The organism is Amycolatopsis sp. NPDC001319, from assembly GCF_042896185.1.
Lineage (GTDB): Bacteria > Actinomycetota > Actinomycetes > Mycobacteriales > Pseudonocardiaceae > Amycolatopsis.
The window spans coordinates 235283-257053 of the sequence record NZ_JBIAWY010000001.1; the positions used below are offsets into that span (position 1 = coordinate 235283).

Consider the following 21771-nt stretch of genomic DNA (forward strand, 5'->3'; position numbering starts at 1 on the left):
AGATCAGACGAGTGGTTCCGCCGGCACCGGCGGAACAGGGAAGCGAGAAGGACCGAGGAACGACAGTGTCGGAGACCCAGGCGGAGACAACTCCGCTGCGGCGCAAGCCCGTGCAGCAGCGCAGCGCCAAGCGCGTGGAGCAGATGCTCGACGCCAGCGCGCAGCTCATCGACGAGCTCGGCTACGACGCGCTGACGACCACGCTGATCGCCAAACGCGCGAACGTCGCGGTGGGCTCGCTGTACCAGTTCTTCCCCGACAAGCGGGCCGTCGTCCAGGCGCTGACGCAGCGCAACCTGGAGCGTTTCGTGGCCGCCGTGAACGAGCGGCTGAAGGAGCTCAACCCCGAGCACTGGTGGAACATCGTCGACTCCGTGCTCGACATCTACCTGCGGATGCACCGCGAGGTCCCGGGCTTCTCCAAGGTCCACTTCGGTGACGTCATCGACGTCCAGCTCCTCGACGAGGAGCGCGACAACAACTCCGTGATCGTCGACTCGCTGGTGGACATCCTGCGCGTGCAGGTCGACCGCCCGGCGGACGAGCTCCGGTTCGCCATCGCCATCGCCAACGAGACCGCCGACGCACTGCTGAAGCTGGCCTTCCGCCGCGACCCGCAGGGCGACGAGCGGATCGTGGCGGAGGCCAAGCACGTGGTGAAGGGCTACTTGGCGAGCAAGTTCGGCGAGTGATGGCGGGTGGCCGTTTCGAACCACTCGAGGGCCGGCGTGAGTGGCGTTGGTGCGGCCCAGCCGTTGACGGTGGCGAGTAGCCGGAGGTAGCGGTCTCGGCGGGGGTCTTGGGCTTGCTTGATGCGCGCCAGGTCTTGCCGGGTCGGGTTGATGCGCCTGAGGGCTTGGGCGCCTTCCGGCCCTCTGGGATCTGCTTCTTGGTTGATCCCGGCCACTTCGGCGATGACGTCTTTGGCCGGGATCCGCGTGCGGGGCTGGGCGGCGGCCAGGTCGTGGAGTGCGGCGCGGAAGTCCGGGTCCTGGGTGAGCTCGGCCAGCTCGACCCAGGCGTCGACTTGGTCGGGGGTGGGCTCGTCGGGCAGCTCCGGGGTGAGGGTGCGTTTGATGCCCGCTTGCGACGCGTCGAGGCCGCCGAAGACCTCGTCGAGGAACTCACCGATCAGCTTCCGCCGCTCTTGCACCGACATCGCGGCCAGCTCATGCACCATCTCGACTTCCTCCCAGCCGACCCCGTTGCGCGCGACGGCCAGGAGAACCGCGCGCCGCAACTGGAGCACTTTGATCGTTTCGCCGATCGCCTGAGCCTCTCCGGCCGCGACCTCGCTCAGCTCGGTTTCGTGTCCGACGACGGCTCGAATGGTCTTCAGCCCGACGCCGAGCGCTCTCAAAGCCCGGATCACGCCGAGCCTTTTCGCGGCGTCCGGGCTGTACCGCCGACGTCCGGCCGAATCCCGACCGTTGGTGGGGACCAGCCCGAGGTCGGAGTAGTAACGGACCGCCTTGACGGACAGCTTGGTTCGCCGGGCCAGCTCGCCGATGGAGAGAAGTTCGTCGTCTTCCACGGGGACAAGCGTGCCTGCTCCTCCGGTGGGAGGCGCAAGGGTTTCGGTTTGTCCACAGGAGTTGTCCACAACTTGTGTCCGCTGTGGACAACTCGGCTTTTGCGGCCTTGGCGCGACTTCCGGCCGGTAGAATGGGATCGGGGCGTCCCCCCGTGGTGGGCGGGGGTTTGTCTCCGCCGGGGTGGGCGGGCAACAGGGTTGTTGCTGGGGGGTTGGTCGGCGGCGCTGCGGGGCGGAGGGCTGGTACATCGGCGCGGCGGAGCGACGGCCAGCGGAGGTGTAGCCGGCGCGGAGCCAGGCGACTTTTCGGCGGCGCGGAGCGGGGCAGTTGTGGTGTTCGTGAGGTTTCAGAGCACGACCCGCAACCGGCGGGGTGGGTTCACCGGCGTGTTCGGCTTGGTGAATGGGCTCGCGAAGGCGGGGCGGCTGTCCGAGGGGCAGGAGGCGTTCCGGCGGGCCTCGAATGATTGGTACGACGCCAATTTCCCCAATCCCGCCAAGGCGGATCCCGGGGTGTACGAGCGGCCCGGTGCGGCGGCGTGGTTCAAGGTGGGGGCGGAGGAGTTCGTCGCGCGGGTTCGCGGGTACTTGGAGATCCTCGACGCGCACGGGGTCGGGTGTGAGCGCGTTGAGTCACCCGCGCCGGGGCAGGTGGTATACGAGGACGAGTTCCAGGTTGTGGTGGTGCCGTCAGCCGAAGTTCTTGTGTTCGCCGCGGTAGGTCGGGACGGTGCGGTCGAGTTGGTCGCCTCGCAGGAGGTGGTAGGTGTCGAAGCGTTCGGCGAGTTCGCCGGCCTTGGCGTGGCGCAGCCAGACGCGGTCGCCGAGGCGCAGGGTGCGGGCGGCGGGGCCGGTGACCGGGGTTTGGACCTCGCCGGCGCCTTCGAAGCTCAGGAGTTTCAGGCCGGCCGGGAGGTAAGGCGAGGGCACGCGCGAGGCGCCCGCGGGGCCCGAGGCGATGTAGCCGCCGGCGAATAGCGTGGCGACGTCGCGGGCCGGGCGGCGGACGACGGGCAGGGCGAACAGCGCGGCGGGGCGCGGGTGGAAGCGGGAGTAGCCGTCGAACAGCGTCGGCGCGACGAGGCCTGAGCCGGCGGCGATTTCGGTGACGGCGGGTTCCGCGCCGGTCGTTTCGATGCTGCCGGTGCCGCCGCCGTTGACGAACTCGAGGTCGGCGATGTCGCGCACGGCGCGGACGACGGCGCCGCGGCGGCGCGAGATCTCGGCGGCCGAGCGGCGCTGCATCCAGCCGATCACGGAGTTGGACACGCCGCTGCCCGCCGCGTCGCCGAGGCCGGCGATCTGGCCTTCGTAGGCCATCAGGCCCTTGAGCACGAAGCCCGGCCGCGCGGCGATTTCGCGGGCGAAGGACACGGCTTGTTTCACGGTGAACACCGGCGAACGCCGTGTGCCGACGTGGACGCCGGGCAGGGGGCGCCACGACGCGTCCAATTCGAGGCACACGCGGATGTCCGGGTGGCCGTGGCCGAGGGCGGCGTCGACGAGGTCCAGGTGCTCCGCGGAATCCACCATGATCGTGATGGCCGCGCGCGCTTCGTCCGACGCGGCGAGGCGGCGCAGCGCCTCGTGGTCGGCCGTCGGGTAGGCCACGACGATGTCGCGCGAGGTGCCCTGCTCCACGTGCCACACGGCTTCGGCGAGCGAGTAGCACATCAGGCCCTCGAAGCCGTCGCGCGCGAGGACGCGTTCCAGCAGGTAGCGGCACCGGACCGACTTGCTGACCACCCGGATCGGCTTGCCGGCGGCGCGGCGCAGCAGGTCGTCCGCGTTCGCGTCGAACGCGTCGAGGTCGACGATCGCGAAGGGTGGATCGAGGTCCTTCGTCGCGAGGTCGTAGCCGTTCGGAGAGGTGGTCACGGACTTACGGTACGACAACAACGCTTGAAACGCGAATCTCATTCACTTACTGTTCCACCAGCTACCTTCAACGACACTCAGCTCAGCGACGACAAGGTGCGCGATGACTCCGTGGAGCAACTGGGCCGGCACCGCCAAGGCCTCCCCGCAACGGGTGCACCGGCCCCGCAGCACGGCCGAGATCGCCGAAGTCGTGAGCGGCATCGCCGACGCCGGGCGCCGCGTGCGGCCGTGGGGCAGCGGCCACTCCTTCACGGCCATCGCCGTCGCCCACAGCGACGCGCTCGACCTCACGCGCTGGACCGGCATCGAGACGGCCGACCTCGAAACGCACCGCGTGACCGTGCGCGCCGGAACCACGATCAAGCAGCTCAACGCTGAGCTCGACGGCCTCGGCCTGGCCATGACGAACCTCGGTGACATCGACGCACAGACCATCGCCGGCGCGATTTCCACCGGCACCCACGGCACCGGCGCGCGCTTCGGCGGCATCTCGGCGCAGATCGTCGGGCTGCAGCTCGTGCTCGCCGACGGCTCGGTCGTCACCTGCTCCGCCGACGAACGCCCGGACCTGTTCAACGCCGCCCGCGTCGGCCTCGGCGCCCTCGGCGTGATCACCACCGTCACCCTGCAGTGTGAACCCTCGTTCGTGTTGACCGCGCAGGAACGGCCCGAGCCGCTGGAGCAGGTGCTCGAAGGCTTCGACGAGTTCGCCGCCGCGTGCGACCACTTCGAGTTCTACTGGTTCCCCTACGGCAAGAACGCCCTGGTCAAGCGCAACAACCGGCAGCCGCTCGGCACCGAGCGCAAGCCCCTGTCGAAGGTGCGCCAGTTCGTGGACTACGAGCTCACGGAGAACGTTGCCTTCGGCGGCATCTGCCGGCTCGGCCGCGCCGTGCCGAAGCTCGTGCAGCCGCTCGGCGGGTTCGCCGCACAGGTGCTTTCGGCGCGCGAGTACAGCGACCTCTCGCACCGCGTGTTCGTGACGCACCGCGGCGTGCGGTTCGTCGAGTCGGAATACGCGGTTCCACGTGAATCACTGCTCGACGTGCTCGCCGAGCTGCGCGCGCTCGTGCCGCGGCTCGAGAACCCGGTGATGTTCCCCGTCGAGGTGCGCGTGGCCGCGGCCGACGACATCTGGCTGTCCACGGCGAACGGTCGCGACTCCGCCTACATCGCCATCCACCAGTTCGTCGGCATGCCCTACCGCGAGTACTTCGCGGGCTTCGAGGCGATCGTCGCCCAGGTCGGCGGCCGCCCGCACTGGGGCAAGATGCACGACCTCGACTCCCACACCCTGCGCACGCGCTACCCGCACTTCGACGATTTCCTGCGCGTGCGCAAGGAGTGCGACCCGGCCGGCACGTTCACCAACACGTACCTGGACCGGGTGCTCGGGCCGGCCTAGATCGGCTCGAACAGCGAGCTGACCGATTCGCCGTTGTGGATCCGCCGCATCGCCTCGGCCATCGCCGGCGCGATCGAAAGGATCTTCAGCTTCTCGCTGCGCTCCTCGACCGCGACCGGCACCGTGTTGGTGCAGACGATCTCCAGCACGTCTTCCTGGCTGCCGATCCGGTCGATCGCCTTGTCGGCGAACAACCCGTGGGTACAGGCGACGCGGATCGTGCGCGGCTTCAGCTCCCGCAGGCGGTCGAGCAGCTCCAGCACGGTGCTGCCGCGCGCGATCTCGTCGTCGAGCACGATCACGTCGCGGCCGGTGATGTCGCCGATCACCGACGTGATCTCCACGCGGTCGTCGGCGTAGCGCTGCTTGGTGCCCGACGCGACACGCGCGCCGAGCAGCCGCGCGAAGTGCGCCGCCTCCTTCGCGTTGCCCAGGTCGGGCGAGACGACGGTGGCGTTGGACAGGTCGTACTGCCGGAAGTGGCGCGCCAGCTCGTGCAGCGCGTGCAGGTGGTCGACGGGCACCGAGAAGAAGCCGTGGACCTGCGGCGAGTGCAGCGTCATCGCGAGCACGCGGTCGGCGCCGGCGGTGACCATGAGGTCGGCCACGAGCCGGCCGCCGATGGAGATGCGCGGCGCGTCCTTCTTGTCCGAGCGCGCGTACGCGTAGTGCGGCATCACCACGGAGATGCGGGCCGCCGACGCGCCGCGCGCCGCGTCGAGCATCAGCAGCAGCTCCACCAGGTGCTCCTGCACCGGCTTCACCAGCGGCTGGATGATGAACACGTCGCGTTCGCGGCAGTTTGCCTGCAGCTGCACCTGGAGGCAGTCGTTGGCGAAACGTTCGACTTGCACCGGGAGCAGCGGCACACCGAGGTGGGTGCAGATCTCCGCCGCGAGTTCGGGATGAGCGCTACCGCTGAAAACCGCGATGTCCCGCAAGGAAGGATTCCCCGTTCGACTGGTCCGGTGGTTACGGATCCAATCCTAGAGGTGCAGGTCAGAGGGCCGAGATCGCGGTCGGGATCGTGTCCTCACCGGAGATCAGCTCAAGGGTGCGGCGCGCGGTCGACGGCGCGTCGAGCAGGGCGACGACCACCGCGGCCACGTCTTCCCGCGGCACGGCGGCGCGGCCCGTCTTGGGGGCGATCTTGACGTTGCCGGTGCCGGACTCGTTGGTCAGCGCGCCGGGACGCAGGATCGTCCAGTCGAGATCGCGGGCCTTCAGGTCTTCCTCCGCCGCCGCCTTCGCGTGCAGGTACGCGCGGAAAACGGGGTCGAGGCCCGGTGCGTCAGGAGTGTCGGCGCCCATGGAGCCGATCTGGATGAACCGTCGGACGCCCGCGCTCTGGGCCGCCTCGGCGAACAGCGCCGCGGCCGCGCGGTCGACGGTGTCCTTACGCGCCTCGCCACTGCCCGGCCCGGCGCCCGCGGCGAACACCGCCGCGTCGGCCCCGCGGAGGACCCCGGCGACCGCGTCCACATCGGACTGCTCCAGATCGAGCACCACGGTCTCGGCGCCGGCCGCGAGCAGGTCGCCCTCGTGATCGGGGTTGCGCACGATCCCGACGGGCTGATCACCCCGCTCGGACAGCAGCTTCTCGAGACGAAGGGCGATCTGGCCGTGTCCACCGGCAATGACGACTCGCATGATCCCGACGGTAGTCCGGTCCGGGGCCCGATGCAGGTCAGTCGACGTCGGCGGGGACTTCGGCGGTGCGCAGCAGCAGGTCGTACGCCATTTCGTTGACCCAGCGCGACACGGGGTCCTCGGCGAGGAGGATGCGCTCGGTGCGGCCCTCGAGGTCGAGGTCGACCTGGGCGTGGGGGTCGGCGGTGGCGATACCGAGCCCGTACGCGCGAGCGCGCGGCAGGCAGTTCGCCACGTAGTCTTCCGTCAGTACGGCAGGCGATGGGAGAACCATCGCGGCCTCGCCGTAACGTGCGAACGGAACCGCGGAGGCCATCGCGGTCCGCCAGTGCCGTGCGACCGCGAGGACGCCGATGATCTCGGCGGCCGGCGCGGGTGCGGTCGCAGCCAGCTCTGGCCAGGTCCAGCAGTCGACGGTGGCGCGATCGGCGACGGGACCGACACCCATCGCGATCCGCTCCGCGTGCACGTCGGTACGAAGCCGGGCGACGATGCTGACCTTGCGGCCGAGCAGGGTCGCCTCGGGCAGCACAACGCCGTTCCAGCCCAGAAGGGCCGCGGCCTTGCGCGCCAGCTCGTCGACGCTCGCGGGGAGCTCGATCGGCGGCACCACCCGGCTCGGCATCGACCGGCTGCGCTTCGCGCCGCCGGCGACCGTCGAGCGCTCGGTGTTCTGAGGTGTAGCCGCCACGAGTCCGCCTCCTTCAACAACCTGTACCCCTGTGTGCCTTGTGAAACGGGCACATGACTTGAGTACCAGTGCGGCGGCACGGGGTCTTCACGTTGCGCGAGTGGCTGCGATCGGCGGCGCTCAGCGGTCGGTGACCGGTCGGTAGGCGGTCGGTGGACTTCGGCCCGACGGTGCCGCCAAGCGAGTGAGCCGGGGATGAGTGGCGTTACGGACCGCCTACGAACGGCTACCCACGGACCGGGACGCCCGCGTGGCAAAGAGTCCAGCGCGTTACGCCGTTCGGCGCAACCGGGCGGTGTTCCACTGTGGACGTCGCAGGTGGGAGGGGGTCACCCGGTTGGCGGTGACCTTCGCCGCAGCGGTGTCACACGGGCCCGGATTAGGGTTTGACGACTCGTCGAGTCCCCTCGAGTCCAGTCGCGTGAGGAGCGAGCATGACGCAGATCCGGCCCCGCCGATCGGTGCTCTACATGCCGGGCGCCAACGAACGCGCGCTCGAGAAGGCCAAGACCCTGCCGGCCGACGCGCTCGTCCTCGACCTCGAGGACGCCGTCGCGCCGGACGCGAAGGAAGCCGCGCGCGAGCGGGTGTGTGCCGCGCTCGGGAACTACGGGACGCGCGAGGTGGCCATCCGCGTCAACGGCCTCGACACCGAGTGGCACGACGCCGACCTGCGCGCCGCCTCGTCCGCCGGCCCCGCCGCCGTGGTCGTGCCGAAGGTGAACTCGGCGGGCGAGGTGCACAACATCGAGCGCGCCCTGGAGCTCGGCGGCGCGCCCGAGACGACGAAGATCTGGGCGATGCTGGAAACGCCCGTCGCGATCCTGCACGCGGAGGAGATCGCCGCCGCGTCGCCCCGGCTCACCGTGCTCGTGATGGGCACGAACGACCTGACGAAGGAGCTGCACGCCGCCTTCATCCCGGGCCGCTGGCCGCTGCTTTCCGCGTTGTCGGCCGCCGTCCTCGCCGCCCGCGCGACCGGCAAGGTCATCCTCGACGGCGTGTACAACGACGTGAAGGACGCTTCGGGTTTCGAGACCGAATGCCGCCAGGGCCGCGACTTCGGCTTCGACGGCAAGACGCTGATCCACCCGTCGCAGCTGGAGCCGTGCAACCGGATCTTCTCCCCGTCCCCCGCGGACGTCGACCACGCGCGCCGCGTGATCGCGGCCTTCGACGAGGCCCGCGCGGCCGGCCGCGGCGTGGTGACGGTGGACGGGCGGATGATCGAGAACCTCCACGTGGAGGAAGCGCAGCGGGTGCTGGCGCTGGCCGAGGCGGTCGGCAGCTGAGTCCCAGGTGGACGGTCGGTCGTCAGCCGACCGGCCAGGGTCGTTGCTCCGGCCGCAGCTCTTCGTACGCCGCGGCCGCGCGCAGGACGGCCAGGTCCGCGAAGCGGGGCCCCGCGATCTGCAGGCCGATCGGGATGCCGTCCGACGTGTAGCCGCAGTTCAGGGCGATGGCCGGCTGGCCGGACATGTTGTAGGGCATCGTGAAGGGGATGTGCTCGAAGGGGCGCGCCGGGTCGTTGGTGGGGGAAGCGGCGTCGAAGGCGGGGGCGGAGACGGCGCACACCGGCGAGAGGACGACGTCGTAGGGCGAGGTGGCGTGCAACGCCGCGGTGCTGATGCGGTCGATGCAGGCGAAGCCGCGGTAGGTGTCGAGGGCTGAGACCGAGGCGGCGGATCCGGCCCAGGTGGCGATGTAGGGCAGGACGCGGGCGCGGCGGTCTTCCGGCAGCGCCAGCAGGTCGGACCAGGCGCGGACGCGCCAGAAGACGTCGAGGCCGTCGAGGAGTTCGCGGGTGAGGAAGGGGTCGACCGGGGAGATCTCGGCGCCCGCGGATTCGAAGAGGGTGGCGGCCGCGGTGACGGCGGCGGTGATCTGCGGGTCGACGGGCAGGCCGACGCCGGGGTCGAGGTGGAGGCCGACACGCAGGCCGCGCAGCGAACCGGCCGGTGTGGCCCAGTCGAGGGTGGCCGGCGGGAGGCTGAGGTGGTCGCGGGGGTCGGGCGCGGACAGGACGCCCATCAGCAGCGCGGTGTCGGCGACGGTCCTGGTCAGCGGGCCGGCGACGCGGCCGAGGAACGGCGGGTCCACCGGCACGCGGCCGAAGCTCGGCTTCAGGCCGACGAGGCCGCACCAGCCGGCGGGCAGGCGGATGGAGCCGCCGATGTCGGTGCCGACGTGGAGGGGACCGTAGCCGGACGCGGCGGCCGCGGCGGCGCCGGCGCTGGAGCCGCCGGGCGTGCGCGAGAGGTCCCACGGGTTGCGGGTGGCGGTGTGGAAGCTGGAGAGGCCGGAGGTGAGCATGCCGTAGTCGGGCATGGTCGTTTTGGCCAGCAGCACGGCGCCGGACTCGCGGACGCGCGCGGCGGCGGGAGCGTCGGCGGCGGCCGGGGTGAGGGCCGTGGCGGCGGTGCCGAGCGGGACGGGTGTGCCGCGGGTGGCGATGTTTTCCTTCAGCGTCAAGGGAACGCCGTCGATCGGGCCCAGTGGTTCGCCGGCGTGCCAGCGGGCTTCGGACTGCTTCGCGGCGGAGCGCGCTGAAGCCGCGTCGTACGCGTACAGGGCGTGCAGCTGCGGCTCGCGCGCCTCGATGCGAGTGAGGACGGACTCGGTCGCCTCGACGGGCGACACCGTGCCCGCGCGGTAGCCCGCGACCAGGTCCACCGCGGTCAGATCGGCCAGCTCCATCGTTACCTCCGATTCACGAAGCGGGTGGTTCGAAACGCCCGTCGACGGCGGTCCAGCCCCCGTCGACGGCGAGCACGGAGCCCGTGACGAACGTCGAAGCGTCCGAAGCGAGGTACACCACGGCGCCGGCCAGCTCGTCGGCGCGCGCCCAGCGGCCGAGGGCGCCCTTGGTGGCGTAGGCGTCGTACCAACCGGGATTCTGCTTGATCTGCGCGGTGAGCGGGGTTTCGACGACACCCGGCGCGATGGCGTTCACGCGGACGCCGCTCGGTCCGAACTCCGCGGCGGCCGTGCGGAAGAGCTGCACGAGGCCGGCTTTCGTCGCCGCGTACGGGCCTTGGCCCGGCTCGACGGTCGTGCCGCGAATCGAGGAGAACCCGATGATGCTGCCGCGGCCGCGCGCGACCATCGGCCCGCCGAACGCGCGCACCACCTCGAACGCGACCCCGAGGTTGAGCTCCACGACCCGGTCGAACTCCTCGCGGGTGTAGTCGAGGAGGCGTTTGCGGACGTTGACGCCGGCGGTGAGAACGACGACGTCGAGCTCACCCAGCTCCGCGGCCGCCTTCTCGACGGCGCCCGGTTCGAGGAGATCGATCTCGTACGCCTCGGCCACGCCCGTCTCGCGCGCGGCGGCGACATCACGGTCCGCGCAGATCACGTGGGCACCGTGCGCGGCCAACGCGCGGGCGGCTTCGCGGCCGATGCCGCTGCCGCCACCCAGGACGACGGCGCGGCGGCCGTCGAGGCGGAAGAGGTTTTCGTAGCTCACGGGCGCAGCACCGCCATCCTGGTCACGGTCAGTTCTTCCACGGCGAAGCGGGGGCCTTCGCGGCCGATGCCGGAGTCCTTGACGCCGCCGTACGGCATGGTGTCGGAGCGGAAGCCAGGCACCTCGTTCACGACGACGCCGCCGACGTCCAGCTCGTCAAGCGCGCGGAAGGCCGTGCTGAGGGAGCGGCTGTAGACGCTGGCGTGGAGGCCGTAGCGGGAGGCGTTCACGGCCGCGAAGGCAGCGTCCACATCGGACACCGTGCGGAGGCAGACGACGGGGCCGAAGATCTCCTCGTCCCAGCATTCGACGCCGTCGGGGACGTCGGCCAGGACCGTCGGTTCCAGGGCGCCGTCGACCAGCGAGCCGCCGGCCAGCACGCGGGCGCCGGCAGCGGTCGCTTTGTCGACCCACTCGACGACGCGGTCCGTGGAGCGGGAGTCGATCAGCTTGGACACGCGGGTGGTCTCCGCGCGCGGGTCGCCGACGACGACTTCACCGAGGCGAGCCAGGACGCGAGCGGTGAAGTCCGAAGCCACCGACGAAACGACCAGCACCCGCTGCACCGAGATGCACGCCTGGCCGGACGCGTAGAACCCTCCGCGCAACACGGCGTCCGCGGCGGCTTCGAGGTCGGCGTCTTCAGCAACCACCAGAGCCGCGTTCGAGCCCAGCTCCAGCAGGGTCTTGGTCGGAGCGGCGTCGCGGGCGATCTGGTGACCCACCGCGGCCGAGCCGGTGAATGACACCGCGCCGACGCGGCGGTCGGTGACCAGCGCGGACCCGACCGCGGCGTCGCCCGTGACCAGCTGCACCATGGCCGGGATGGGCGCCACCGAGCGGACGAGGTGGACCAGCCACAACGTGGCCAACGGCGTCTGCGGAGCGGGCTTCACCACCACCGGGCAGCCGGCCGCGATGGCCGGCGCGATCTTGTGCGAAGCCAGCAGCACCGGGTAGTTGAAGCCCGCGATCCCGACGACAACGCCGATCGGCTTGCGCTTCCAGAAGCCGACGAGGCCGTCGCCCGAAGGGAGCAGGTCCAGGGGCACGGTTTCGCCGTGCAGGCGCGACACCTCCTCGGCCGCCGCTTCCCACGTGACGATCGTGCGCGCGACCTCGACCCGGCAGTCGCCCAGTGGTTTTCCGGTTTCCAGGACCAGAAGCTGTTCGAACTCCTCCCGATGCGACCGCAGCGCAGCGGCCACGTCGTTCAGCAGCTGCCGCCGCGTCCGCGAAGGAAGAGCCGCGACCTCGTGTGCGACAGCCACGGCCTCGTCGATCGCCCGGGTCGCCAGGTCGGGAGTGCCAACCGGCGCAGACCCGATCACACTGCCGTCGTAGGGAAAAACCACGTCCGAAGCGTCCGAAACAGACACCCAGCCGGCGCCGATCGGCAGTCCTTCAGGGTATTCAGGCATCCGCACTCCCTCCGCTCGGCCTTCCACTCAGCCGGGCCAGCTCGGCGCGCAGGTTGGGCGCGGCCGCCAGCAGTTCCCGGGTGTACTCGTGCTGCGGTGTTCCGTAGACCTCCTCGACGGCGCCGATCTCCACGATCTCCCCGCGCCGCATCACGGCGACGCGGTCGCACACGTGCCGCACCACGCCGAGGTCGTGGGAGACGAACACGAGCGTCAACGAGAACTCCGCCACCAGGCGCGCCAGCAGCTCGAGGATCTGGGCGCGCACGGAGACGTCGAGAGCGCTCACCGGCTCGTCGGCCAGCAGCACTTTCGGGTTCGGCGCCAGGGCGCGGGCGATGGAGATGCGCTGGCGCTGACCGCCGGAGAACTGGTGCGGGTAACGCGAAGCGGCGTCGGCGGGCAGGCCGACGGCTTCCAGCAGCTCGGCCACCCGCAGCGGCGAACGCCGCCCCAGCGGCTCGGAAATGATGTCCCGCACGCGCATCCGCGGGTCGAGCGAACCCATCGGGTCCTGGAAGACGATCTGCAGCGACGACCGCAGGAACCCCAGCCTCCGCTCCGGCAGGGTGTCGATCCGCTGCCCGGCGAAGGAAACCGTGCCCGACGTCGGCCGGTCCAGCGCGGCGAGCAGCCGCACCAAAGTCGACTTCCCGGACCCCGACTCACCGACGATGCCGAACCGCTGACCGGCCTCGACGTCGAAGCTCACGCCCCGCAACGCCTGGACATCGCGGCGCTTGTACACGCGCGTCAGGTCGCGGACCTCGATCACGGGACTCATCGCAACGCCCCATCCTCTGGGGCCGAGCCCCAGACCCCAGCCGGGGGGCGAGCCCCCCTGGACCCCCCAACCGCGTCGAGATCCGAAGCAGCCAGCAAGGCCTTCGTGTACTCATGCTGCGGCGCTGTCAGCACCGATCGCGTCGAGCCACGCTCCACGATCTCCCCGTCCAGCATCACCAGCACCCGCTCGCACACCGCCGCCACCACCGCCAGGTCGTGCGTGATGAACAGCAACGCGGCCTCAGCAGACAACGAACCCTTGATCAACGACAGGATCTGCGCCTGCACCGTCACGTCGAGCGCCGTCGTCGGCTCGTCGCAGATCAGCAGCGACGGCTCGTTGGCCAGCGCCATCGCCAGCACCACCCGCTGCCGCTGTCCGCCCGAAAGCTGGTGCGGGTACGCCCGAGCGGTGCCCGGCAGCCCGACCGCCGCCAGCAGTTCCTCTGCCGGACGCCCGCGCCGGCCGTGCACGCGGAACGGCTCCGTCACCTGCCGGCCCACGCGCATCGCCGGGTTCAGCGCCGTCATCGGCTCCTGGAACACCATCGACAACCCGTTGCCGCGCAAGCGAGACAGCTCGCGTTCGGACGCGCCCAGCAGCTCGCGATCGTTCAACCGCACCGAACCCGTCGCGCGCAGCTCGTCCGGCAGCAGCCCCATGATCGACAACGCCGTGAGCGACTTCCCCGACCCCGACTCGCCGATCAGCCCGACGCGTTCGCCCGCGCCGATCGAGAACGACACGTCCCGCACCAGGTCAGCGACCCGCAGGTCTTGCACCGTGAGAGTCATGCGCGGGCCGCCAATCGCGGGTCGAGCCGGTCGCGCAAGCCGTCGCCCAGCAGGTTGAACCCGAGCACCGCCACCGCGATCGCGACGCCCGGCACCAGCGCGAGCCGCGGGTGGCTGGTCAGCAGCTCCTGCGACTCCTGGAGCATCCGGCCCCACGACGGCGTCGGCGGCCGCGTGCCGAAGCCGAGGAACGACAGCGCCGCCTCCGCCAGCACGGCGATCGCGAACGACACCGACGACTGCACGATCAGCAGGCCCGAGATGTTCGGCAGCACGTGGCGCACGGCGATGTTCCCGCGCGAGCGCCCGGCCGCGCGCGCCGCGAGCACGAACTCGCTGCTGCCCACCTGCAACGTGCCCGACCGCGCGATCCGCGCGAACGACGGGATGGTCGCGATGCCGATGGCGATCATCGCCGTGAGCGTGTCGGCGCCGAACACCGCGCCGAACATGATCGCCAGCAGCAGCGCGGGAAACGCCAGCACCAGGTCGTTCACGCGCATCACGAACTCGCCCAGCCACCGCGGCGCCAGCCCCGCCAGCACACCCAGCGGCGTGCCGATCACCGCGGCGATGCCGACGGCCACCACACCGACGTACAACGTGGTGCGCGCGCCGACCATGATCTGGCTGAACACGTCACGGCCGAACTTGTCGGTGCCGAACAGGTGCTCGGCCGAAAAGCCCAGCAGCTTGTCGGCCGCGTTGACCTGCACCGGGTCGTACGGCGTCCACACGAACGACACCAGCGCGGCCAGCACGACGAGCGCCACCAGCACCGCGCCGAGCACGAGGCTGCGGTTGCGCACCGGGGTGAGCGTGGTCATCACGAACCCCGCAATCTCGGGTCGAGCACCGTGTAGAGCACGTCCACGACGAAGTTCACCAACAGCACTCCCGCCACAAGCACCAACACGATCCCCTGCACCGTCAGCAGATCGCGCGACGACACGGCGTCGAGCAGCATGCTGCCCAGGCCGGGCAGCACGAACACGCGCTCCACCACCACCGCGCCGATCAGCAGCGTCGCGAGCTGCAGCCCCAGCACCGTGACCACGGGCACCGACGCGTTGCGCAACCCGTGCCGCCGCAACGCCTGTGCCGGCAACAGGCCTTTCGACCGCGCCGTGCGCAAGTAGTCCTGTCCGAGCGTGTCGAGCACGGCCGAGCGGACGTAACGCGTGAGCACCGCGCCCTGCACCAACCCGAGCGACAACGCGGGCAGGATCAACCCGCGCACGAACTGCCCCGCATCCTGGTCCGGCGGCGTCCACCCGCCGCTCGGCAGCCAGCGCAGCTGCACCGCGAAGATCTGCACCAGGATGATCCCGGCGAGGAACGCGGGGATCGCCACGCCGATCTGCGACAGCCCGGAAACCGTGACCCCGCTGGGCTTGCGGTGCCGCACGGCCGCGAACATCCCCACCGGCACCGCGATCACGAGCGCCACCACCATGCCGGCGCCGACCAGCCACAACGTCACGCCGAGCCGGTCGAGCAGCTGCGGCCCGATGGCTTCGCGCGTGACGTAGGAGCGACCGAAGTCTCCGTGCAGCACCCCGCCGATCCAGCTGAAGTACTGCGTGACCAGCGAGCGGTCGATGCCGAACTCCGCGCGCGTCTTCGCCAGCAGCTCCGGAGTCGCGTTGACGCCGAGCGCGACCTGCGCCGGATCGCCGGGCAGCACCGCCATGAACAGGAACACCACGATCGACGCCACGAACAGGCTGACCACGAGGATCGCCACGCGGCGGAGCACCTTCACCGTCATGCCGGCCTCAACCCCGTGAGGTCGAACGACTCACTGACCTGGTTCTTCGCGAACCCGGTGACCTTGTTCTTCGCCACGATCACGTTGGGGTAGAGGAACAACCAGTCGGCCGCGGCGTCGGTGTTGAGCTGCCGCGCCACCTGCTTCATGTCGGTGACCTGCTGCTGCGGCGTGCCGCTGTCGGCCTCGGCGAGCAGCTGCTGCACGTGCGGGCTGTCGTAACCCCAGTAGTACGCGGGTTTCCCGAACGTCGTGATGTCGCGGGCCTCCACGTGCTGGATGATCGACAGGTCGTAGTCGTGGTCGGTGAACACCTGCTTGAGCCACACGGCCGGGAAGTCGAGCGGCTCGATCGTCGTCCGCACGCCGACGTCGGCCAGCTGCGACTGCACCACCTGCGCGGCCGACACGGCGTAGGGCAGGTTCGGGATCCGCAGCCGCAGGTTGAGGTTCTTCACACCGGCTTCGGCGAGCAGCTGCTTCGCCTTCGCCGGGTCGTACGGGTAGGCGCCGGAAAGGTCCTCGTACCACGGGTCCGTGGGCGGGACCATGCTGCCGATCAGGGTGCCGCGGCCGTTGAAGACGAGGTCCAGCACGGCTTTCCGGTCGATCGCGTACGTCAGGGCCTGGCGCACGCGTGGGTCGTCGAGCGGCGCTTTTCGATTGTTGAACGCGAGCGTGACCTCGCTGTTGGTGGTGCCCTGCAGCACGGTGAAGCGGTCGTCGCCCTGGAACTGCGGGATCGAGTCGGCCGAGGTGAGTGAGGAGATCACGTCGATGCCGTTGCTGAGCAGGGCGTTGTTGAGCGCGGTCGGGTCGGCGATGTACTTGAGCACCACCGTGGAGTACGCGGGTTTGCGGCCCCAGTAGGCCGGGTTCTCCTTGAGCACGATCGAATCCCCGCGCCGGCGCGACGCGACCTCGTACGGCCCGGTGCCCACGGGTTTGTTCGCCAGGTCGGCCACCCCGGTCGGGCTGAACATCGCGCCGAGGCGGCTGGTGAGGCTGAACAGCCAGCCGTTGCTGGGTTTCGACAGCACCACGCGTGCGTGGTCGGGCGAGACGACGTCGACGTGGTCGACCACGTCCATGGCCGACTTGATCGAGATCGTCCAGTCGGTCTTCACGCGCAGCAGCGAGAACTTCACGTCCGACGCGGTGAACGGCGCGCCGTTGCTGAACTTCACGCCCGGCTGCAGCTGGAAGTCGTAGGTCTTGCGGTCGGGGCTCACGGTCCACGACTTGGCGAGCAGCGGCACGATCCGGCCCTGCGCGTCGAGCTTCACCAGGCCCTCGTAGACGTTGTACAGCAAGGCCTGCGGGATGGCGGCGCCGTCGGCGTGGGTGAAGTCGAAGTTCGCGGGCTCGGCCGTGAAGCCCACCGACAGCGTGTCGGGACCGCTCGACACGCTCGCGCTGGAGCCGGCCGAGCAGGCCGACGCCGCGAGCAGCACCGCCAGCGCCGCGAGGTGGAGCCGGGCTCTCATTCAGCCTCCTGTGACGGGCCCTCGGCCGCTACACTGAGCAAGTACACTGGTCAGACCAGTAGCCTGAGGTTCGCACCGCACGACGCTGAGGTCAAGGGATGAAGTTCGAGCCGGTGGCCCCGGTCCGCGCGTACGAGCGGATCGTGGAGCAGATCGAGGAGGCCGTGGTCAGCGGCCGCCTCAAACCCGGCGAGCGCCTGCCCGGTGAACGCGAGCTCATGACCCAGTTCGGCGTCGGCCGCTCGACGGTGCGGGAAGCGTTGCGCGTGCTGCAGGCCGCCGAGCTGATCCGGTCGCGGCCCGGTGACCCGCGCGGGCCCGAGGTGCTGGCCGCGTCACCGGCGGCGTTGCACCGCTCGATGCACCGGCTCGCCCGCGCCGACCACGTGGGGCTGGCGGAGCTGCTGCAGTTCCGGATGGTGCTCGACGGTTCGGCCCACCTGCTGGCCGCACAGCTGCGCACCGACGACGATCTGTCCGCTTTGGACACCGCACTCGCGGCCATGCGCGCCGGCGCCGAGGAGGGCTTCGCGCAGTTCAGCCACGCCGACGTAGCGTTCCACGAGACGATCGCCCGCGCGTCGCGCAACCCGCTGCTGGTGGTGAGCGCCGAGGTCGTGCGCGGCGTGGTGCTGGAGCTGATCGAGGACAAGCTCTCGCACGCCCGCGACCGTTCGGCGTTGATGCAGTCGTGGCTGCGCCACCACGCCGAGGTGCTCGAAGCCGTGCGCGCGGCCGACGGCGAGCTGGCGGCGCGGCTGGCACGGAGAGCGTTGTACGACAATTACGCGGAGTACGTACCGGAAGAGCAGCGGGCGTTGCTCACGCCGTTGCTGTGAATCGTCACGGCCGGCCGGTGGCGGCGATCGCCTGGGTGACCGCGGTCATCGCCGACGTGGGAGGGCCGGGGAGCCGGGCCACGAAAACCCTGCGGATCTCGGCCGGCGCGCCCTCGACGCGCAGGGAAATCACCCCGGCCGGGGCAACCGGCGCCAAGCCTTCCGGAACGGTGGTGACGCCGAACCCTCCGGCGACCAGGTGCAGTTTCGTCAGCCAGTCCCGTGCACTGTGGACGATGCGTGCTCGCCCCGGCAGACCGGGCCAGACCCCGAGCAGCGGCTCCGCGCTCGACGAGGGGCTGGCGATCCACGGTACGTCGACCAGTTCGTCGACGTGCACGGACGTGCGGCCGGCAAACGGGCCGGTGGCCGAGGCCGCCACGAGGAGCTCGGTGTCCTGAACGGCCGTGAGGTGCAGGCGAGGTGACTCGCCGTCAGGTGGCCGGTGCGGTGGGCGCGAGGTGAGCACGGCGAGATCGATCGAACCGGTGCGCAACGCCCGGGCCAAGCCGGGCGTGGTGCCCTCGCGGGTGGAAACCCGGACGCCGGGCGCGGTCCTGGCGAGCCGGGCGAGCGCGGCGGGCAGGATCACCGGGCCTGCGCTGAAGACCGACCCGAGCCGCACCAGTTCCGTGCGAGGAGCCTCGTCGGTCAGGTCGCGCTCAGCCGCGTCGACCGACGCCAAGATCGTTCGCGCGTATCGCAGCAACGTCAGTCCGCGCGGCGTGAGCCGCACCCCGTCGGTCCGCCGCTCGAACAAGGTGGCTCCGACGCTTCGTTCGAGGGCGATCGCCTGGCGCGAGACCGCGGACTGCGTGTAGCCCAGCTCCGCGGCGGCCGCGGTGAAGCTTCCCGACTCGGCGATCTGGCACAGCACGCGGAGGGTCGCGCTCGAAACGTCCATGCCGACTACGCATAGCGCAGATACCGGATCATCGCTTCCGGCATGCGCCTGACGTACCTAGCGTGGCGAAGGACGAAACAGAAAGGCGTTTCCATGCGTGCAGCGACACTCACCGCGTTCGGTTCCCCGCTCCAGGTGCACCACGTACCCGACCCGCGAACCGGCAACGGCGAGGTACTGGTCGAAGTTCTGGCGACCTGCGTGCCGCCGTATGCGGCCGAGGTGTTCAGCGGTGAACGGCGCTATCCGCTCGAACCACCGGTCGTGCCAGGTGTCGGCGGGATCGGCCGGGTGGTGAGTGTGGGACCGGACGCGACCAAGCTGAAGGCGGGTGACCTGGTGTGGTGCGACTCGACGGTCCGCGCTCGCGACGACGCCCTGACCCCGGACATCACGCTGCAGGGCTGGAGCTCCCGCGGCGAAGGCGGCGCCAAGCTGGCCCGCTACCTGCACGACGGACCGTTCGCCGAGCTCATGCGGGTTCCGACCGAGAACGTGCACCCCCTGCCCGGATCGGCCGCGGCCGATCCCGCCCGCTGGGCCGCACTGGGTGTGCACACCATTCCCTACGGCGGCCTGGTGGCCGGCCGGCTCGCGGCCGGTGAGACGGTGCTGGTCAGCGGCGCGACCGGCAATCTCGGCAGCAGCGCGGTGGCTGTCGCGCTCGCCATGGGTGCCGGGCACGTGGTGGCCCCGGGCCGCAACCGCGCCGTCCTCGACCTGCTCGCCGACCGGTTCGGCGCGCGGGTGAGCCCGGTCGAGCTCAGTGGAGACGAAGACACCGACCGCAGGAGAATGGCAGCGGCCGGCCCGATCGACCTCGTGGTGGATCTACTGCCACCCCAGGCACCCAGCTCGGTGACCCGGGCGACGGTCATGACCGTGCGCGAGTACGGGCGGGTCGTGCTGATGGGTGGCGTCGGCATGCTCGGCGGTGCGGATCTCGCCCTGCCCTACCCGTGGATCATGCGCAACTCGGTGACCGTCCGAGGCCAGTGGATGTACCCGCGGACAGCGAACGTCGCCATGATCCGGCTCATCGCGACGGGGGCACTGGACCTCGCCCCCGAACGCGTCACCCGGTTCGACCTCGACCAGGTCAACGACGCTGTCGCCCACGCCGCCATGCACAGCGGGCCGTTCGACCGCACCGTCCTCACGCCGGGAGCGACGCACCTCGGCGACGGGTGAACCGCCGATGCCACCCCGCCCGTGTCAGAAGGCGAGGAGGTGGGTGATGGAACCCGCGAGTTTCCCGGTCGGCAACGCCACGATCATGTACTTCGGCGAGCACATCAGCGATCGGGCATGGCTGCTGAGCCGCGCGGTTGCGGTGGAGGCCGAGCGGACGGTGGTGCTGGACGTGCCACCGCGCCTGCCGGCAGACGTGTGGAACGAAGTCTTGAAGTACTTCCCACGCAAGCCGGTGCGGGTGGTCGCGGCGCACGTCGGGGCGGAGGAGGTGCAGCGGATGGGACGGTGGCTCGCCACGCGGCTCGGGTATGCCGTGCTGATTTCCACGGGGATGCCGGAGCTCTCCGGGCGCATCGGGTGGTTCCGGGTCGAGCCCGCGCCGGCCGAACCGGTCCGAAAACGACCGCAGCCCGGCCGCTGGTGGCGCCGGGCTGCGTGATCGTGCGGGGGAACGCTCAGGAGACGAGGTTCGCGTACACGATGATGTTGTCCTTGTAGCTGTGCTCAGCGTGGTCGAACACGCCACCGCACGTGATCAGGCGCAGTTGGGGCTTGTCGGTGTTGCCGAAGACCGCCTGCGTGGGGAAGGTGTCCTTGGGGACCTCGTCCTTGTGGTCCACCACGAACTTCAGCTTCTTGCCGTCGCTGCGCTCGATGTCGACCTCGTCGCCGGGGTTGACGTCCTTGAGCTTGTAGAAGATGCCCGGCTGGTGGTTGCCGTCGACGTGCCCCAGCACGATCGCCGGGCCGACGTCACCCGGCACGGGCGAGAGCCGGTACCACGCCGCCTGCATCGGCGTCTTCACCGAAGGCACCGAGATCTGCCCGTCCTTGTTGGGCAGCACGGTGATCAGCGACGACTTCGCGCCGATCTTCGGGATCTCCACCGACGTCGGCCGCAGGCCGGTGAACGGCTTGGTCACCGGCACCGAAGTAGGCGCCGCGCTTGCCGGCTTCGCGGCGGTCGCCGGGGCGTCCGAACCGCAGCCGCTCAGCGTCAGGGAAAGGAGCAGGGCGCCTGCGATCGCGACGCCCTGCCCGTACTTACCAATCCGGCCAAAAGTAGGCCGACCCCCGCGCGGCACGTAACCGTGACTGCGAAGCCGTTCGGCCGTGACTGTGGCCGGATTGGTAACGATCGGCGCAGTTTTCGCCATCAAGCGGCCATGCCGCCGAAGCCGGTCTCGACGCCGCCCTTGGGCGCGTACTTGACCTGCGAGGTGCCGTCACCGTTGGTCGTGCCCGCGGAACCCGCGCCCGCGCCACCGGCCGGCGGCACCGGCTGGTCGCCGGTCTGGTCGCCACCACAGGTCCAGGTCGCGGTCACGTTGCCGGCGTCGAAAGACACGCCGTCGTGGCGCTGCACGAGCCAGCCCCAGTAGCGGCCGTCGGTCTCGTCCTGGTGCGGACCTTCGAGCAGGTCGAAGTCGCTCGAGGACACGTTGGTCGGCTCGCCCGCGGCGCACGCGATCACGAACAGGCCCTGGCCACCGTCGAAGTCGATGCCGTAGGCGCTGTCGTCGACGTACGGCGGCTCCTCCGGGGTCGAGGTCTCTTCGGAGCCCGACGTGGTCGGGGTCGAGGAGTCGCTCGGCTCACCGGTGTTGCCCGGGTTGCCCGGGTTGCCCGGGTCGCCCGGCTGGCTGGTTTCGGTCGGCTGACCGCTGGTGGCCGGCGGGTTGTCCGAAGAGGACGGTGCCTGCGAGGACGCCGGAGCGTCCGAAGACGGCGTGTCCGACGCGGGCGCGTCGGTGACCGGAGTGTCCGAAGTGGGCGGAGTGGCGACCTCGGACGTGGTCGGCGTGCCGCCGTTGTCCTCCTGCGCGAACGCGGAGGGCGTGACGGCAAGGCTGATCAGGGCGCCCGCGAGCACGGCGCCCGCGAGTCTGCCCAGGGTCTTCTTCACGTGTTGTTCTCCCCTGGAAGAAAGCGCGGTGGCCCCCA

22 protein-coding genes are annotated in these 21771 nt (G+C 70.5%); 6 read left to right on the forward strand and 16 right to left on the reverse strand.

The genetic code is table 11. The features are described 5' to 3' along the window. Window positions 1-65: 65 nt before the first annotated feature. Window positions 66-692, forward strand: a complete 627-nt coding sequence (locus tag ACFY1H_RS01150; protein ID WP_220245489.1) for a TetR/AcrR family transcriptional regulator — start codon at window positions 66-68, stop codon at window positions 690-692. Here the strand turns inward: ACFY1H_RS01150 and ACFY1H_RS01155 are convergent. Beyond that, window positions 665-1534: a MerR family transcriptional regulator gene (locus ACFY1H_RS01155; protein ID WP_386943763.1), complete on the reverse strand. Its 870-nt coding sequence runs from the start codon at window positions 1532-1534 to the stop codon at window positions 665-667. The two genes, ACFY1H_RS01150 and ACFY1H_RS01155, sit on opposite strands and share 28 nt — an antisense overlap. Before the next feature lie 690 nt (window positions 1535-2224). Further along, complete coding sequence (locus ACFY1H_RS01160; RefSeq protein WP_386943765.1) at window positions 2225-3454, reverse strand: amino acid deaminase/aldolase; 1230 nt, start codon at window positions 3452-3454, stop codon at window positions 2225-2227. Between the two features lie 61 nt (window positions 3455-3515). Between ACFY1H_RS01160 and ACFY1H_RS01165 the strand changes: the two genes are divergently transcribed. Continuing rightward, window positions 3516-4820 carry a D-arabinono-1,4-lactone oxidase gene (locus tag ACFY1H_RS01165; protein WP_366586066.1) on the forward strand — a complete coding sequence of 435 codons (1305 nt, stop codon included), beginning with the start codon at window positions 3516-3518 and terminating at the stop codon, window positions 4818-4820. Here ACFY1H_RS01165 and ACFY1H_RS01170 read toward each other — a convergent pair. Genes ACFY1H_RS01170 through ACFY1H_RS01180 form a run of 3 tightly spaced genes read right to left on the reverse strand, consistent with a single transcriptional unit; the run spans window position 4817 to window position 7161 of the window. Beyond that, window positions 4817-5761, reverse strand: coding sequence for a ribose-phosphate pyrophosphokinase (locus tag ACFY1H_RS01170; RefSeq protein WP_366586064.1), 945 nt, complete (start codon window positions 5759-5761; stop codon window positions 4817-4819). The genes ACFY1H_RS01165 and ACFY1H_RS01170 overlap by 4 nt on opposite strands. A gap of 58 nt (window positions 5762-5819) precedes the next feature. Continuing rightward, window positions 5820-6470 carry an NAD(P)H-binding protein gene (locus ACFY1H_RS01175; protein WP_386943768.1) on the reverse strand — a complete coding sequence of 217 codons (651 nt, stop codon included), beginning with the start codon at window positions 6468-6470 and terminating at the stop codon, window positions 5820-5822. 37 nt (window positions 6471-6507) lie between these two features. Then, window positions 6508-7161 (reverse strand): hypothetical protein, encoded by a 654-nt coding sequence (locus ACFY1H_RS01180; RefSeq protein ID WP_366586060.1) that lies wholly within the window; start codon window positions 7159-7161, stop codon window positions 6508-6510. Between the two features lie 434 nt (window positions 7162-7595). Between ACFY1H_RS01180 and ACFY1H_RS01185 the strand changes: the two genes are divergently transcribed. Continuing rightward, window positions 7596-8453 carry a CoA ester lyase gene (locus ACFY1H_RS01185; RefSeq protein ID WP_366586058.1) on the forward strand — a complete coding sequence of 286 codons (858 nt, stop codon included), beginning with the start codon at window positions 7596-7598 and terminating at the stop codon, window positions 8451-8453. Window positions 8454-8475: 22 nt separating this feature from the next. Here the strand turns inward: ACFY1H_RS01185 and ACFY1H_RS01190 are convergent, their stop codons facing one another. From ACFY1H_RS01190 to ACFY1H_RS01225, 8 genes are read right to left on the reverse strand one after another with little or no spacing between them, the layout of a single operon-like run. Next, entirely contained in the window at window positions 8476-9858 is a 1383-nt protein-coding gene (locus tag ACFY1H_RS01190; RefSeq protein ID WP_386943770.1) for an amidase, read from the reverse strand. 13 nt (window positions 9859-9871) lie between these two features. Further along, window positions 9872-10630 (reverse strand): SDR family NAD(P)-dependent oxidoreductase, encoded by a 759-nt coding sequence (locus ACFY1H_RS01195; RefSeq protein ID WP_366586054.1) that lies wholly within the window; start codon window positions 10628-10630, stop codon window positions 9872-9874. After that, window positions 10627-12051, reverse strand: a complete 1425-nt coding sequence (locus tag ACFY1H_RS01200; protein ID WP_386943772.1) for an aldehyde dehydrogenase family protein — start codon at window positions 12049-12051, stop codon at window positions 10627-10629. Before ACFY1H_RS01200 ends, ACFY1H_RS01195 begins: the two co-directional genes overlap by 4 nt. Further along, window positions 12044-12835, reverse strand: a complete 792-nt coding sequence (locus tag ACFY1H_RS01205; protein ID WP_366586050.1) for an ATP-binding cassette domain-containing protein — start codon at window positions 12833-12835, stop codon at window positions 12044-12046. Before ACFY1H_RS01205 ends, ACFY1H_RS01200 begins: the two co-directional genes overlap by 8 nt. Continuing rightward, window positions 12832-13632 (reverse strand): ABC transporter ATP-binding protein, encoded by an 801-nt coding sequence (locus tag ACFY1H_RS01210; protein WP_366586048.1) that lies wholly within the window; start codon window positions 13630-13632, stop codon window positions 12832-12834. The genes ACFY1H_RS01205 and ACFY1H_RS01210 overlap by 4 nt, the downstream gene beginning before the upstream one ends. After that, a complete protein-coding gene (locus tag ACFY1H_RS01215; protein ID WP_386943774.1) occupies window positions 13629-14459 on the reverse strand; it encodes an ABC transporter permease in 831 nt (276 codons plus the stop codon). The genes ACFY1H_RS01210 and ACFY1H_RS01215 overlap by 4 nt, the downstream gene beginning before the upstream one ends. Continuing rightward, window positions 14459-15403, reverse strand: a complete 945-nt coding sequence (locus tag ACFY1H_RS01220) for an ABC transporter permease (RefSeq protein WP_386943776.1) — start codon at window positions 15401-15403, stop codon at window positions 14459-14461. Before ACFY1H_RS01220 ends, ACFY1H_RS01215 begins: the two co-directional genes overlap by 1 nt. Beyond that, on the reverse strand, window positions 15400-16890 hold the full coding sequence (locus tag ACFY1H_RS01225) for an ABC transporter substrate-binding protein (protein ID WP_386943778.1): 1491 nt from the start codon (window positions 16888-16890) through the stop codon (window positions 15400-15402). The genes ACFY1H_RS01220 and ACFY1H_RS01225 overlap by 4 nt, the downstream gene beginning before the upstream one ends. Window positions 16891-16988: 98 nt before the next feature. Here ACFY1H_RS01225 and ACFY1H_RS01230 point away from each other — a divergent pair, with 98 nt between their 5' ends. Further along, window positions 16989-17729, forward strand: coding sequence for a FadR/GntR family transcriptional regulator (locus tag ACFY1H_RS01230; protein WP_366586040.1), 741 nt, complete (start codon window positions 16989-16991; stop codon window positions 17727-17729). Window positions 17730-17733: 4 nt separating this feature from the next. On the opposite strand, the gene ACFY1H_RS01235 is transcribed toward ACFY1H_RS01230, so the two are convergent. After that, window positions 17734-18633 (reverse strand): LysR family transcriptional regulator, encoded by a 900-nt coding sequence (locus tag ACFY1H_RS01235; RefSeq protein WP_386943780.1) that lies wholly within the window; start codon window positions 18631-18633, stop codon window positions 17734-17736. 93 nt (window positions 18634-18726) lie between these two features. On the opposite strand from ACFY1H_RS01235, the gene ACFY1H_RS01240 reads away from it, so the two are divergent. Together ACFY1H_RS01240 and ACFY1H_RS01245 are read left to right on the forward strand one after the other, a co-directional pair. Next, window positions 18727-19824, forward strand: coding sequence for an alcohol dehydrogenase catalytic domain-containing protein (locus tag ACFY1H_RS01240; protein ID WP_386943781.1), 1098 nt, complete (start codon window positions 18727-18729; stop codon window positions 19822-19824). Between the two features lie 46 nt (window positions 19825-19870). Further along, window positions 19871-20266, forward strand: coding sequence for a hypothetical protein (locus ACFY1H_RS01245; RefSeq protein WP_386943783.1), 396 nt, complete (start codon window positions 19871-19873; stop codon window positions 20264-20266). Between the two features lie 16 nt (window positions 20267-20282). Here the strand turns inward: ACFY1H_RS01245 and ACFY1H_RS01250 are convergent, their stop codons facing one another. Both ACFY1H_RS01250 and ACFY1H_RS01255 read right to left on the reverse strand, forming a co-directional pair. Next, window positions 20283-20879 carry a class F sortase gene (locus ACFY1H_RS01250; protein WP_366586117.1) on the reverse strand — a complete coding sequence of 199 codons (597 nt, stop codon included), beginning with the start codon at window positions 20877-20879 and terminating at the stop codon, window positions 20283-20285. Window positions 20880-20983: 104 nt separating this feature from the next. After that, a complete protein-coding gene (locus tag ACFY1H_RS01255) occupies window positions 20984-21733 on the reverse strand; it encodes a hypothetical protein (RefSeq protein WP_386943784.1) in 750 nt (249 codons plus the stop codon). Window positions 21734-21771: the final 38 nt, after the last annotated feature.

Excerpts from the sequence above, each read along its gene's own strand:
- ACFY1H_RS01160 (WP_386943765.1), bottom strand. The coding sequence starts at position 3,454 with ATGAGATTCGCGTTTCAAGCGTTGTTGTCGTACCGTAAGTCCGTGACC.
- ACFY1H_RS01165 (WP_366586066.1), top strand. The coding sequence starts at position 3,516 with ATGACTCCGTGGAGCAACTGGGCCGGCACCGCCAAGGCCTCCCCGCAA.
- ACFY1H_RS01175 (WP_386943768.1), bottom strand. The coding sequence starts at position 6,470 with ATGCGAGTCGTCATTGCCGGTGGACACGGCCAGATCGCCCTTCGTCTC.
- ACFY1H_RS01185 (WP_366586058.1), top strand. The coding sequence starts at position 7,596 with ATGACGCAGATCCGGCCCCGCCGATCGGTGCTCTACATGCCGGGCGCC.
- ACFY1H_RS01190 (WP_386943770.1), bottom strand. The coding sequence starts at position 9,858 with ATGGAGCTGGCCGATCTGACCGCGGTGGACCTGGTCGCGGGCTACCGC.
- ACFY1H_RS01200 (WP_386943772.1), bottom strand. The coding sequence starts at position 12,051 with ATGCCTGAATACCCTGAAGGACTGCCGATCGGCGCCGGCTGGGTGTCT.
- ACFY1H_RS01205 (WP_366586050.1), bottom strand. The coding sequence starts at position 12,835 with ATGAGTCCCGTGATCGAGGTCCGCGACCTGACGCGCGTGTACAAGCGC.
- ACFY1H_RS01210 (WP_366586048.1), bottom strand. The coding sequence starts at position 13,632 with ATGACTCTCACGGTGCAAGACCTGCGGGTCGCTGACCTGGTGCGGGAC.
- ACFY1H_RS01215 (WP_386943774.1), bottom strand. The coding sequence starts at position 14,459 with ATGACCACGCTCACCCCGGTGCGCAACCGCAGCCTCGTGCTCGGCGCG.
- ACFY1H_RS01220 (WP_386943776.1), bottom strand. The coding sequence starts at position 15,403 with ATGACGGTGAAGGTGCTCCGCCGCGTGGCGATCCTCGTGGTCAGCCTG.
- ACFY1H_RS01225 (WP_386943778.1), bottom strand. The coding sequence starts at position 16,890 with ATGAGAGCCCGGCTCCACCTCGCGGCGCTGGCGGTGCTGCTCGCGGCG.
- ACFY1H_RS01230 (WP_366586040.1), top strand. The coding sequence starts at position 16,989 with ATGAAGTTCGAGCCGGTGGCCCCGGTCCGCGCGTACGAGCGGATCGTG.
- ACFY1H_RS01235 (WP_386943780.1), bottom strand. The coding sequence starts at position 18,633 with ATGGACGTTTCGAGCGCGACCCTCCGCGTGCTGTGCCAGATCGCCGAG.
- ACFY1H_RS01240 (WP_386943781.1), top strand. The coding sequence starts at position 18,727 with ATGCGTGCAGCGACACTCACCGCGTTCGGTTCCCCGCTCCAGGTGCAC.
- ACFY1H_RS01245 (WP_386943783.1), top strand. The coding sequence starts at position 19,871 with ATGGAACCCGCGAGTTTCCCGGTCGGCAACGCCACGATCATGTACTTC.